Consider the following 12,975-nt stretch of genomic DNA (forward strand, 5'->3'; position numbering starts at 1 on the left):
GGGGCCGGGCCGGGCGGGGCTACTCCCTGGAGGCGGTCGCGCCCCACCAGATGTTGATGTCGGAGTCGACGGCCCACGCGTCGATGCGCCGCAGCTCCTCGTCGGTGAACTCCGGGGCGTCCAGCGCGCCCAGGTTGTGTTCGAGCTGTTCGACGCTGGAGGCGCCGATGAGCGCCGTGGTCACCGTCCGCGGTCCCTGGTCGCGCAGCACCCAGGAGATCGCCATCTGCGCGAGGCTCTGGCCGCGTTCGGCGGCGATGGCGTCGAGCGCCCGGGCCCGCTCCAGGACGGTGTCGGAGAGCATGTTCTTCCGCCAGCTGGGGCGGCCCACCCCGGCGCGGGAGTCGGCGGGCACGTTCCCGTCCAGGTAGCGGGGGGTCAGGACGCCCTGGGCCAGTGGTGAGAAGGCGACCACGCCCATACCCTCGTCGTCGGCGGCGGCCAGGAGGCCGTTCTCGATCCAGCGGTTGAGCATGGAGTAGGAGGGCTGGTGGACGACCAGGGGGGTGCCCAGTTCGCGCATGATCCGGGCGGCCTCACGGGTGGCGGCGGGGCTGTAGGAGGAGATCCCCGCGTACACGGCGCGGCCGGACACCACCGCGTGGTGCAGCGCGAGCATGGTCTCCTCCAGCGGTGTGTCCGGGTCCGGCCGGTGGCTGTAGAAGATGTCGACGTAGTCCAGGCCCATCCGCTGGAGGGAGCGGTCGAGGGAGGACAGCAGGTACTTGCGGGAGCCGCCGCTCTGGTGGGGGCCGGGGCCCATGACGTATCCGGCCTTGGTCGTGATGACCAGCTCGTCGCGGTAGGGGCGCAGGTCGCGGTCGAGGATCCGGCCCAGGTTCTCCTCGGCGCTGCCGGGCGGCGGACCGTAGTTGTTGGCCAGGTCGAAGTGGAAGACGCCGAGGTCGAAGGCGCGCAGGAGGATGCGGCGCTGGTTCTCCAGGTCGCGGTCGGCGCCGAAGTTCTGCCACAGGCCGAGGGACAGCCGGGGCAGATGGAGGCCGCTGTCGCCGCAGCGGCGGTACTCCACGGAGTCGTAGCGGTCCTCGCTCGCGACGTGTGTGCCCACGTTGTGTCCCTTCGTTGGTCTGCGTCTGAGGGGACAGTTTCGCAGACCAGGACATTCCAGGCGTCATCAGTGCTCAGCGGGGCACCGTGCGCGAAGGGAGGGCGTGGGAGCGCCGTGGATCAGGCGGCGGTGAGTCCGGCCAGCGCGGGGCTGTGGGACGGCTCGGGGATCCGAGCGAACGGGTTGAGGAGGGCGGCCGCGCCCACCGGGTCGTTCGCGGGATGGGAGACGGTCTCGCCGCCGCGGAGGAGGTCGTTCCAGAAGAACCGGCCGTCGCGGCACCAGACGTTGACGCCGTGCTGGACCGACATGACGGCCATCTCGGGCGTTCCGGACCAGTACAGCTGTCGGGGCGTCAGGGACGCGAGCTCGCCCAGGAGCGCGGTGATCGCGCGCTCGGCGCAGAAGGCGTGGCGGGGCGTGTGCTTGACTCGCCTGGCGAGGGCCGACTTCGCCCGGGAGGCCCGGGGGTTGTTCAGGCGCCAGTGACTCAAGGTCGTCTCCAGTGTGTCTCGGGTACCGCGGTGTGGACCGTGTGCGCTTGTCGCGACCACGGGCCGCGGTTCGAGGGGCGCCGCCGCCGCTGTCGCGTGAGCGGGTTCCCTCCACAAAGTTGGTGAGGCGTGAACCGTGTCGTTACCTCGTAGTTATTCTTTGCGCTCCGGATGCTAGCAGCAACCGACCCTCCGTGGTCGAGGCTTTTGAGAGTGACCAATCTCACAATTAACGAATGGGTATCAGCTTCGAGATTGTGAGAACCCGCAGGTCAGTCCAGTCTTTTCGAACTTGGGTCCGACGGTTTTCGAGGCTGGAAGAGATGCGGGGTCTCACGCTCGCTGTCGTGATGGTCACCCGTTTTCGCGACTCCTGGGTGGTTGACGCTCACTTGCGGTGACTTTACGCAGGTGAGGAGTCCTTTACCCGGATCGGGTCGGGTCTTGTGCCTTCCGCCGCCGGGGGTTCACGTGTCCCCGTGTCCGTTTTGCGCCCTCGTCGACCCCGGTGTATGGGACGGCCGCGCGGCTGGAGGACACTGGAACGGGCCCGAACGAGGAGAGAAGCCGCGCAGTGACACAGACCAATACATCCGGTGACCCGACCGCGACCCGGACGGGTCCCGTCCCCGCCGAACCCGCGGGCGGCGCCCGCGCCTGGCTCGTCTGGGGCGTCGCCGTCGGCGGCTACTTCCTGGCGATGCTGCACCGCAACGGTCTTGGCGTCGCCGCGCTGGAGGCGCAGGAGAGGTTCGACGTCGGCCCGGCGCTGCTGTCCCTGCTGCCGATGCTCCAACTCCTCGTGTACGTCCTCCTCCAGGTGCCCGCCGGACTGCTGGCCGACCGCCTCGGCCCGCGCCACACGCTCGTGATCGGGATGGGGGCGATGACCGCCGGGGCGTGCCTGTTCGCGCTCGCCCCCGGTGTGGAGGCGGCCGTCGCCGGACGGTTCCTCATCGGGCTCGGGGACGCCCTCGTCTTCCTCAACGTCATCCGCCTGGCCGCCCTCTGGTTCCCCCGTGCGCGCTACGCGCTCGTCAGCGGGCTCACCGGCGTGGTCGGCGGGACCGGTCAGGTGGCCAGCGCGGCGCCGCTGGCGTGGGCGCTGGAGGGGGTGGGGTGGGTGGTCGCCTTCCTCGCCACGGCGGGCCTCACGGCGCTCATGGCGCTGCTGGTGCTGCTGGTCGTGCGGGACCGCCCCGCCGGGGCGGCCGGGCGGTCCACCGTCGCCGAACCGATCCCCGTGTGGGAGGCGCTCGGAGAGGCGCTGCGGGCGCGGGGGCCGCGGATCGGCATGGCCCACCACGCGGCCGTCATGGCGCCGTTCACGATGATGATGGTGCTGTGGGGTTACCCGTTCCTCGTGGGCGGTCTGGGACTGCCCGAGGGGACCGCCGCGCTCACGCTCACCGGCCTGGCTGCCGGGGGGCTGTGGGTCGCGCCGTTCGCGGGCGCCGTCATCGGCCGCTGGCCGAACGCGCGCGTGTGGCTCGGGCTGACCCTGGGCACCTCGCTGAGCACGGGACTGCTGCTCCTGGTGCTGTGGCCGGGCGGGGCGCCGCTGGGGGTGGGGATCGCGGCCCTGGCGGTGATGGCGCTGGGGCAGACCCTGGCGCCGACGGTCTCCTTCGACTTCGCCCGGGACGGTATCCCCGCCAGCCGCACCGGCGTCGCCTCCGGCCTGGTGAACATGGCGGGCTTCTCGACCTCCGTCCTGTGCACCGTCCTGGCCGGGGCGGTGCTCCAGGTCCTGCCGGAGTCGCCGACCTCCTTCCAGTGGGCGTTCGCGCCCATCTGCCTGACCACGCTCGGCGCGACCGCGGTGCTCTGGCGTCTCGTGCTGCGGAGTCCGCGCGTCTAGGGCGTGTTCGTCCCGGCTCTCGGGTGGGCTCCGGCCCGCCCGTCGCCCTCCACCACCCTCAACGGACGCCTGCGGCGCGGTTCCCCCCGCTTCGTCGCCCTCCACCACCCTCAACGGACGCCTGCGGCGCGGTTCCCCCCGCTTCGTCGCCCTCCACCACCCTCCTCGGCGGTGGCCGCCCACGGTCGTCTACCCTGAGTGTCCGTCGTGTCGCGGCCCGTCGCCGCCGGGTGGCGACGCCACGGGATCCGCGCCCGGTGATGGGTGATCCCCGTCACCGTGCGCCGGTGCGGTCGGGCGCTCCTCCGCCGCCCGACCGGCCCCCGACCAGCGCCTCGGGTGAACCTTGAGCGGATCACCGCCCCGCCGTCGGCGCGTGCGCGGTGATCCTGCCCGACTCCTCCCCGCCGTTCCCGCGGACCTCGGATCGCCGGTTGCCAGATTGGTGGTGAACCGGTTCGCCAAGGGGCCTCGGGGAGGAACGGGAACCACCATGACCACCAGTCCGGACCAGTACACCGAACTCTCGTTCGACCAACCGGTGGAACGCACGATCGTCCACCGGGAGGCGGTCTCGGAGGTGTACGTCACCGACGCGTACGCCCTCGGAGACGACGCCTATCTGGTCGGCGCCCAGCTGCCGCGGCGCCACTTCTACTACACCGACCACCACGTCTCCCCCGACGTGCCCGACCACCTCCTCGTACTGGAGTGCTGCCGCCAGGCCGCGACGGTCGTCGCGCACCGGTGGCTCGGCGTCCCCCAGGACACCTCCTTCCTCGTCACCGAGTGGACCAGCCGGCTCCGCGAACCGGGAACGGCGCGGGCCGGGCGCGACCACCCCGGACGGCTGTGGATGAGGATCACCGCCCGCGACGTCGTGCGGCGCCGGGGCGAGGTGCGCTCCGCGGTCTTCGACATCGAACTCCGCCTCGACGACGAACCGCTGGGGTCCGGCACGGTCTCCGCCGGATACCTGGGCAAACAGGGATACCGGTCCTACCGGTCGCTGCGCCGGGGCTCGGAGCCACCGCTCTCCGGCGACATGCCGCCCGGACGGCGCGGCACGCCCGTCCCGGCCGCCCTGGTCAACCGCTGCGACCCGGACAACGTCGTCCTCGTCGAGGGCGTGTGGGGGGCGAGCACGGCCGAGGCCCGCCTGGACGTGCCGGAGAACCACCCCGTCTTCTACGACCACCCCCTGGACCACGTCCCGGCGATGTCCCTGCTGGAGGCCGCCTCCCAGGCCGCCGTCCTCGCCGCCGGAGCGGAGCTCCCCCGACCGCAGGGGTACGCGCACGGCCTGCACGCCGTCTTCGCGTCCTTCGTCGAACTCGACGAGCCGACGGTCGTCCGGGCGCGGGTCGAACCCACCCTGGGGCCCGGACGGCGGGACAGGACCGTCATGGTCCGGTTCACCCAGGGGGACGAGGAGGTCTGCTCGGTCAGTGTCGGTGTCACCCCCCTGGAGGTGTGAGCGGTGCGTTTCGCACGACCCCTGGCGCTGACCGCGCAGGTCTGGTACCCGGAGGGCCGACAGACCGTCGAGGAGGCGCTGGCCGCCTCGGACGTGGACACCAGGACCGCCCGGGACCTCGGCTACACCAGCCTTCCCGTGAGCGAGGACGTGGCTCCACCGGACATGGCGGTGCGCGCGGCCCGGACGGCGCTCGACCGCGCCGGCCGTTCGGCCGACGACGTCTCCCTGCTGGCCCACGCCAGCGTCCACCACCAGGGCCACGACGCGTGGTCCGCCCCCCACTACATCGCCAACGAACTGGGCGCCCGCGCGGCCGTGCCCGTCGGGCTGCTCCAACAGTGCAACGGAGGCGCGATCGGGATCGAACTGGCCGCGGACCGGCTGGCCCGGGACCCCTCCGGCGCGGTCCTGGTGACCACGGCCGACCGGTTCCTGATGCCCAGCTGGCACCGTTGGCTGACCGACTACGGGATGGCCGCGGGCGACGCGGGCACGGCGGTCCTCGTCGAGCGCGGCGACGGAGCCGCAGCCGACCTGCTGCTGCACGCGATCACCACCCGCGCCGCCCCCGAACTGGAGGTCATGCACCGCGGGGACGACGGACTCAACGGCGGCCCCCTGGAACACAGCCCGATGATCGACGTGCGCCGCCCCAAGCGCGCCTTCATCCGGAGCCACGGCGCGGAGACCTTCACCAAGATCGCGCACGAGCGCATCGAGGACGTGGTCGCGGCGTGCCAGGCGGAGGCCGGGCTCGCCCGGGGCGACCGGCGCCTGCGCTTCGCGGTCCTGCCGCGCCTGGGCCGCAAGGCGATGGACGAGGCCTACCGGCCGCCCCTGGAGAGGGCCGCGGACACGGAGATCGTCGACCTCGGCCGGGCCAGCGGACACGTCGGGGCGGGTGACCTCAACGCGTCCCTCGCCGAGATCGCCGCCGACGGACTCCTGGCGCCCGGCGAGTACGCCCTCGTCCTCAACGGGGGCGGGGGGTTCACCTTCACGGCCGTGGTCGTCAGCCGAACCGAACGCTGACCCCGTCCCCGCCGTCCGACCCGGTTCTTCGAGAACCACCCCACACCATCCACCGACCCGCAAGCGATCAAGGGAGCATCCCATGTCCAAGACCCAGGACCTCTTCTTCGACATCTTCAGCACCACCGCCGGAATCCCCCTGGAGGAGCTGACGCCCGACGCGACCCTGGAGTCGCTCGAGGTCGACTCCCTCCTCCTCATCGAGCTGACGGTCGCCGTGCAGAAGCGCGTCGGTGTGGTGATCGAGGAGGCCGACCTGGCCCCCGAGGCGACCCTCGGCGAGATCGTCACCCTGCTGGACAAGCAGCTCCAGGAGGCATGATGACCGTGGATCACTTCGACGCGGTCGTCACGGGCGTCGGCCTGGTCACACCCGCGGGGATCGGCGTGGCGGACAACATCGACCGGGTCTGGTCCGGTGTGTCGACCGCCGCGCGCACCCCGGCCCTGGCCGGTCTGCCCGTCGACTTCTCCTGCGCGGTGACGGACTTCGACCCCCTCCGGGACCTCGGACGGCGTAGGGCGGCCAGGGTCGACCGGGTGAGTCAGCTGGGCATGGCCGCGGCGCGCGGCGCCGTCGCCGACGCCGGGCTGGACCACCGGACGTGGGACGGCGCACGGGTGGCCGTCGTGGTCGGCACCTCCTTCGGCGGGGTCGCCAGCCTGGAGCGCGAACACGACACCTACCGCGAGCACGGCCACGACCTGGTGTCACCCCTTCTGATGGTGACGGCACCGGTCAACATGACGGCGGGCTACATCGCCATGGACCTGGGTGCGCTCGGCCCCAACCAGGTCGTCTCCACGGCCTGCGCCTCCGGTGCGACGGCGATCGGCTACGCCCGCCTCCTCCTGCGCACCGGGGCGTGTGACATCGCGATCGCCGGCGGCAGCGAGGCGGCGCTCACCCCGACCGGGGCCGCCAGCCTGGCGAAGATGGGCGCGCTCTCGGGCCGCCGGGACGACCCGGCCCGCGCCTCCCGCCCCTTCGACGCCGACCGCGACGGCTTCGTGGCCGGTGAGGGTGCGGGGATGCTGGTCCTGGAGCGTGTCGAGGACGCGCGCAGCCGTGGCGCGCGCGTGCGCGCGCGGATCAGCGGGTTCGGCGCCTCCGCCGACGGCCACCACCCCTCCGCCCCCGATCCCACGGGCTCCGGAGCCGAGCGCGCCATCCGCGCGGCGCTGGACGACGGGGGCGTGTCTCCGGCCGAGGTGGACCACGTGAACGCGCACGGAACCTCCACCCCCCTGAACGACGTGACCGAGGCGGGACTCATCAACCGGGTCTACGGCGACCGCCCGGCGGTCACGTCCACCAAGGGCGTCATCGGCCACCTCATCGGGGCCGCGGGAGCGGTGGAGACGGCCTACACCGTCCTGGCCGTCGAGACGGGCCTGGTGCCGCCCACGGCCAACCTGGAGAACGTCGACCCCGAGGTCGACGTCGACGTGGTGGCCAAGGAGCAGCGGAAGGTCCGGATCGAGGCGGCCGTCTCCCACTCCTTCGGGTTCGGGGGCCAGAACGCCGCGGTGTTGGTGACGTCCCCATGAGCCGTTCCACACTGGTCACGGGCGGCAACCGGGGGATCGGACTCGCCATCGCCCGGTCGCTCGCGGCGCGCGGTGACCGGGTCACCGTCACCCACCGTTCGGGGCCGCCGCCCGAGGGACTGGCCGGGGTGCGCTGCGACGTCACCGACCCGGACGCCGTCGCGGAGGCGTTCGCCGAGGTCTCCCGCGAACAGGGGGACGTGGAGGTCCTGGTGGCCAACGCCGGGATCACCCGCGACGGACTGCTGCTCGGCATGTCCGACGAGGACGTGGACGCGGTGCTCGACACCAACCTGCGAGCGGTCGTCCGGACGGTCCGGCACGCCGCGCGGGGGATGCTCGCCGCACGGTGGGGGCGGATCGTCCTGGTCTCGTCCTCGGTGGCCATGACCGGTTCCCCCGGCCAGGCCAACTACGCCGCGGCCAAGTCCGGGCTCATCGGCCTGGCCCGCTCCCTCGCCTGGGAGGTGGGGTACCGCGGCGTCACCGTGAACGTGGTCTCCCCCGGCCTCGTGGACACCGACATGACCCGGAACCTGCGTCCCGCCCGCCGTGAGGAGTACCTGCGGGGAACTCCGCTGCGGCGGTCCGGGACCCCCGAGGAGATCGCCGCCGCCGTCGACTTCCTCACCAGTGATCACGCCTCGTACATCACCGGTGCCGTCCTCCCCGTCAGCGGCGGGCTCGGCATGGGGCACTGACCCGACCACGGAAAGGCGCGCTACACATGCCCACGGGAATCCTGTCGATCGGGGGACACGTCCCCGAGCGGGTGGTGGACAACCCGACGGTCGCCGACTGGTCCGGCACCACTCCGGAGTGGATCGCCGAGCGGACGGGCGTCATGGAACGCCGTTACGCCGAACCGGGCACGGCCACGTCGGACATGGCCCTGCCCGCGGCGCGCGAGGCCCTGGCGGGGGCGCCCGACGGGCGTACGCCCACGACACTGGTCGTGGCCACCTGCACCCCCGACGTCCCCCAGCCGTCCACCGCCGCCATCCTCCAGGCCAAACTGGGCCTGCCCACCCTCGCCGCCTTCGACGTCAACGCGGTGTGCAGCGGCTTCCTGTACGGCCTCACCGTCGCCGACGCCCTGCTCCGCGAACGCCCCGACGAGCGGGCCCTCGTCGTCGGGGCCGACATGTTCTCCAGGATCATGAACCGCTCCGACCGGCGCACGGTGAGCCTCTTCGGGGACGGCGCCGGCGCGGTGGTCCTCGGGCACGTCCCCGAGGGCTACGGCATCCAGGGCGGCCACCTCGTGGCGGACGGCGAGTACCACCGCTACGTGGGGGTCGACGCCGGCGGCACCGCGCTGCCCCTCGACGAGGCGGCGCGGGAGTCGGACGCCCACCTGTTCCACATGGACGGCCGCAGCGTCCGGGAGTACGCGTTGTCCACCCTGGACAAGCTGGTGCACCAGACCCTGGACGACGCCGGGCTCGGCCTCGGCGACATCGACCGGTTCGTCTTCCACCAGGCCAACACCCGCCTGCTCACGGGCTTCGCGGACGAGGCCGGGATCGATCCGGCGCGGATGACGCTCACGGCGCCCCGCCTCGGCAACACGGCGGCGGCCTCGGTTCCGCTCACCCTGGCCGCCGCCCACGCCGAACGCCCCCTCCAGCGGGGCGAACGGCTGCTGTTCGCGGCGGTCGGCGGCGGGATGACCGCCGCGACGACCCTCATGACCTGGTACTGACACCCCACCCGACCACGCTAGGAGCGTATCCATGCTCATGGAGGGGACGACGGCCGTCGTCACCGGTGGCACACGCGGCCTCGGCCGCGCCATCGCGGAGAGTTTCCTCGCGGAGGGCGCGTCCGTGGTGTGCGCGGCGCGCAACCCCTACGACATCAAGGAAGTGGCCGACCGCCACCCCGGGCGGCTGCGCTACCAGGAGACGGACGTCACCGACGAGGAGTCGGTCCACGCCCTGATGGAGTCCACCGTGGCGGAGTTCGGCGGTGTGGACGTGCTCGTCAACAACGCCGGGGTCAGCCGGGACGGGAAGATCACCCGACTGACCCTGGACGAGTGGAACACCACCCTGAACACGAACCTGACGGGTGTGTTCCTCGGAACGCGGGCCGCCGCCAGGGTGATGGCCGAGCACGGGGGCGGGCGGATCGTCAACGTCTCCTCCTGCGTCGCGACCCGACCCGCGCCCGGTACCTCCGCCTACAGCGCGAGCAAGGCGGCGGTGGAGATGTTCACCCGCTCCAGCGCCGTCGAGCTGGCCCCCAAGGGGATCGTCGTCAACGCGCTCGCCCCCGGATACATCGACGAGGGCATGGGCCGCCAGGTCGCGGCCAACGCGAGGATCTGGGAGGTCTACCGGTCCCGGATGCTCAGCGGACGGCTGGGCCGCCCGGAGGAGGTCGGCGCGGCCGCGGTGTTCCTCGCCAGCGCGGAGGGGTCCTACGTCAACGGGCACGTCCTGGAGGTCAACGGGGGGCTGATGTGGACGTCCTGATCGTCGGAGGCGGTCCCGTCGGCCTGCTCCTCGCCTGCGAGCTGCGTCAGCGGGGACTCTCCGTGCGGGTCGTCGACGCGGGTCGCGACGCCGGCCCCCACTCGCGGGCCAACGTCGTCTGGCCGCGCAACCTGGAACTCCTCAACCGCGTCGGCGTGACGGACCGGCTGGTGGAACGCGGACACCGGCTGTCGGGGACCGCCTTCTACTCGTCCGGCCGCCGGATCGGAACCGCCTACATGAGCGCCTTGGGGGACACGCCCCACCCGCACGCGGTGATGATCTCGCAGAACGAGACCGAGCGCGTCCTCAGCGAGCGGTTGGGCGAGCTCGGCACCGCCGTCGAGTCCGGCGTACGCCTGGTCGGCCTCGACTCCCCGGGCTCCGACACCCCGGGGGACCACCCGAGGGCGCGCCTGGAGCACCCGGACGGCCGGGTCGAGGAGGTCGAACCGGCGTGGCTGGTCGGCGCGGACGGTGCGCACAGCACGGTCCGCTCCCTCCTCCGGATCGGCTACACCGGAAGCCAGCTGGACCTGACGTTCGCGATCACCGACGCCGAGCTGACCACCGGCCTGTCCGGGGATCTCTCGCACTACTGCTACTCACCCCGGGGGGCGGTCGTCCTCGGGCCCATGGGCGGCGGGGTGTTCCGGCTGGCGGTCAACGTCCCGCACGACGCCCATCCGGAGCCGCCCGGCCCCGAGGTCTTCCAGCGGGTGCTGGACGAACGGGCGGGCGGCGGCTCCACCGTGGAGGGGCTGCGCTGGAGCGCGACCTTCCGCGTGCGGTGCCGGTTGGCGGAGAGGTTCCGCGTCGGGCGCTGCTTCCTCGTCGGGGACGCGGCCCACATCGTCAGCCCGGCCGGAGGCCAGGGCATGAACACCGGAATGCAGGACGCGGTCAACCTGGCCTGGAAACTCGGCGGGGTGCTCAGGGAGGAGCTCGACGGCGCGGTCCTGGACAGCTACGACACCGAACGTCGCGCCGTCTCCCACCGGGTGGCCCGCTCCACCGCCTTCATGACCAGGTTCGGTGTGGTCACCACACCGGTCAGGACGGCCGTTCGCGACACCGCCTTCAGGATCGCCGACCGGACCGGTGTCCTCCAGAGGTACATGGCGCCCCAGCTCAGCCAGACCGACATCGGCTACGAGGAGGAGGCGGCCGGTCCGCTGGCGGCCGTGCGGGCGTTCACCCGCCGGACGGCGCCGGTCGGCGCGCGGCTCCCGGTGGCCCTGGGCGGAGGGGACGGCCGCGTGGTCCGAGGACGGTGGCCGGTCGTCGACCGGGACGGGTACACGCTCCTGCTGTGGCGCGGCACGGGTGCGGCGCCGACGGCCCGCGCGCTCCGCGGTGACCGTGTCCGGAGTCTGGTCGCCGGCCGGGCCGCGGTGCTCGAACTCGACCGGAGCGTCCACCCGTCCCTGGCGCGGGCGTTGGGGAACGAGCCCGTCGCGGCCGTCGTCCGTCCGGACGGCCACCTCCAGGCGCGTGTCACCCCGCCGGACCCGGACCGGCTCCGCGGGGTACTGGACGGACTGCCGCTGAGCACCGTGGGGAGTGGCCGATGACGGCGGAGCGACACGACGGAGCACCCGTCGGAGGGGGCCGGGTCATCGCCTTCTTCGACGTGGACGAGACCCTGGTGGCGATGAAGAACCCGTTCGAGCTGGTGCGCTACCGCCTGCGTCGCCGGGGTGACGACGGCGCGGCCTACGAGGACTTCGTCCGGCCGCTCCGTGAGCTGGCGCTCTCGGGGGTGGAGCCGGTGGAGGTGAGCCGGGAGTTCTACCGGGCGCTCGCCGGAGTCTCATGGTTCGAACTGTGCGACCTGGGGCGTCAGTGGTACGCGGACCTCAGTGAGCGGGGGGTGCCCTTCGTCGCCTCGGCCGTCGCCGCGCTCCGCGAGCACCAGGTGAGGGGCCACGTGACGGTCGCGGTCTCCGGCGCCTGGTCGGCGAGCCTGCGTCCGATCACCGACGACCTCGGCATCGACCTGGTGCTGTGCACCGAGCCGGAGCTGGACCAGGCGGGCAGGCTGACCGGCGGCGTCGACCGGGCCATGTTCGGCCCGGCGAAGGCGAGGGCCGTCCGGTCGGCCCTGGAGCGGTACGGAGCCGACCCGCGGGACTGCCACGCCTACGCGGACGACTCCACCGACGAGGACATGCTCCGCCTGGTGGGGTATCCGACGGTGGTCGGGGACAACCGGGCGCTGACGCGCATCGCGGCCGACGAGGGCTGGCGCGTGCTCCCCGGCGGGACCGTTCCGGGGACCGAGCGCCTGCGGGTGTGAGCGCTTCCGCCGGCCCCCGGCGGGGCGGAGGCGGGACACACACGGACGGGGTGGTCCGGGAGGAGACTCCCGGACCACCCCGTCCGTCGTTCGCGGACCCCGGCCGGTCACCCCGGAAGGTCCGGGCAGCCGGGGTTCTCCGCCGGGACGGCCGATGAACCGCCCTCCGGGAGCGTGTCCACGACGTACAGCACCAGGGGCTCGTCACCGAGGTTGGCCCCCATGTGGACGTCCTCGGGGTCGGCCGGTTCGACGAGGGCGTCCCCGGCCTCGTACACCCGCGGTTCGCAGTCGGCGTCGAAGCGGGTCAGGGTTCCGGAGACGATGACGGCCAGTTCCTCACCGTCGTGGGTGTGCCAGCCACCGGCGGCTCCCGGCTGGACGGTGATCTTGCGGTAGACGAAGGTCCGGTCCTCGTCGGAGGTGATGGTGTAGGGCATGTCCGTCTCACCCTCGGCGAGGGTGACGACGCTGACGGGCTCCGGCTCGGGCTCCGCGGTCGGGTGCGGCTTGTGCGGGGGGCCGTGGCGGTCGGGGTCTGAGGTGCTGGCGTCGGCCGCGGTGCACGCGGTGGCCGCCAGGAGCGCGACGGCGGACAGGGCCAGGGCGGCGGGGCGCGGGGTCATCCGGGGTCCTTCCGTGGGGCGGGGGTGGAGTGGGGAACGGGGCGCGGGGAACCGGTCGGTCCTCCCCCGCGCCCCTGGGTGTG

The 12,975-nt window shown here is 72.8% G+C and carries 13 protein-coding genes; 10 read left to right on the forward strand and 3 right to left on the reverse strand.

Annotation, left to right across the window (positions count from 1 at the left end):
* Positions 1–19 precede the first annotated feature (19 nt).
* Complete coding sequence (locus DVR05_RS14195; protein ID WP_116246348.1) at positions 20–1,069, reverse strand: aldo/keto reductase; 1,050 nt, start codon at positions 1,067–1,069, stop codon at positions 20–22.
* A gap of 119 nt (positions 1,070–1,188) precedes the next feature.
* Positions 1,189–1,563 carry a hypothetical protein gene (locus DVR05_RS14200; protein ID WP_116246349.1) on the reverse strand — a complete coding sequence of 125 codons (375 nt, stop codon included), beginning with the start codon at positions 1,561–1,563 and terminating at the stop codon, positions 1,189–1,191.
* A gap of 574 nt (positions 1,564–2,137) precedes the next feature.
* Here DVR05_RS14200 and DVR05_RS14205 point away from each other — a divergent pair.
* From DVR05_RS14205 to DVR05_RS14250, 10 genes are all read left to right on the forward strand, one after another.
* On the forward strand, positions 2,138–3,424 hold the full coding sequence (locus DVR05_RS14205) for an MFS transporter (protein ID WP_116246350.1): 1,287 nt from the start codon (positions 2,138–2,140) through the stop codon (positions 3,422–3,424).
* Between the two features lie 493 nt (positions 3,425–3,917).
* Positions 3,918–4,901, forward strand: a complete 984-nt coding sequence (locus tag DVR05_RS14210; protein ID WP_116246351.1) for a ScbA/BarX family gamma-butyrolactone biosynthesis protein — start codon at positions 3,918–3,920, stop codon at positions 4,899–4,901.
* A gap of 3 nt (positions 4,902–4,904) precedes the next feature.
* The gene (locus DVR05_RS14215; protein WP_116246352.1) at positions 4,905–5,936 is read left to right on the forward strand and encodes a ketoacyl-ACP synthase III family protein; all 1,032 of its coding nucleotides are present in this window, start codon (positions 4,905–4,907) and stop codon (positions 5,934–5,936) included.
* A gap of 82 nt (positions 5,937–6,018) precedes the next feature.
* Entirely contained in the window at positions 6,019–6,258 is a 240-nt protein-coding gene (locus tag DVR05_RS14220) for an acyl carrier protein (protein ID WP_116246353.1), read from the forward strand.
* Positions 6,258–7,487 (forward strand): beta-ketoacyl synthase, encoded by a 1,230-nt coding sequence (locus tag DVR05_RS14225; RefSeq protein WP_116246354.1) that lies wholly within the window; start codon positions 6,258–6,260, stop codon positions 7,485–7,487. The genes DVR05_RS14220 and DVR05_RS14225 overlap by 1 nt, the downstream gene beginning before the upstream one ends.
* Positions 7,484–8,188, forward strand: a complete 705-nt coding sequence (fabG, locus tag DVR05_RS14230; protein WP_116246355.1) for a 3-oxoacyl-ACP reductase FabG — start codon at positions 7,484–7,486, stop codon at positions 8,186–8,188. Before DVR05_RS14225 ends, fabG begins: the two co-directional genes overlap by 4 nt.
* Positions 8,189–8,214: 26 nt before the next feature.
* Positions 8,215–9,192 carry a 3-oxoacyl-ACP synthase III family protein gene (locus tag DVR05_RS14235; protein ID WP_116246356.1) on the forward strand — a complete coding sequence of 326 codons (978 nt, stop codon included), beginning with the start codon at positions 8,215–8,217 and terminating at the stop codon, positions 9,190–9,192.
* 31 nt (positions 9,193–9,223) lie between these two features.
* Complete coding sequence (locus DVR05_RS14240) at positions 9,224–9,967, forward strand: SDR family NAD(P)-dependent oxidoreductase (protein ID WP_116246357.1); 744 nt, start codon at positions 9,224–9,226, stop codon at positions 9,965–9,967.
* Positions 9,955–11,541: an FAD-dependent oxidoreductase gene (locus tag DVR05_RS14245; protein WP_116246358.1), complete on the forward strand. Its 1,587-nt coding sequence runs from the start codon at positions 9,955–9,957 to the stop codon at positions 11,539–11,541. Before DVR05_RS14240 ends, DVR05_RS14245 begins: the two co-directional genes overlap by 13 nt.
* Positions 11,538–12,266, forward strand: a complete 729-nt coding sequence (locus DVR05_RS14250; protein WP_116246359.1) for an HAD family phosphatase — start codon at positions 11,538–11,540, stop codon at positions 12,264–12,266. Before DVR05_RS14245 ends, DVR05_RS14250 begins: the two co-directional genes overlap by 4 nt.
* 107 nt (positions 12,267–12,373) lie before the next feature.
* Here DVR05_RS14250 and DVR05_RS14255 read toward each other — a convergent pair whose 3' ends face one another.
* Positions 12,374–12,892, reverse strand: coding sequence for a cupin domain-containing protein (locus DVR05_RS14255; protein WP_116246360.1), 519 nt, complete (start codon positions 12,890–12,892; stop codon positions 12,374–12,376).
* Positions 12,893–12,975 lie beyond the last annotated feature (83 nt).

Source organism: Nocardiopsis sp. FIRDI 009 (assembly GCF_003386285.1).
Taxonomy (GTDB): Bacteria; Actinomycetota; Actinomycetes; order Streptosporangiales; family Streptosporangiaceae; genus Nocardiopsis.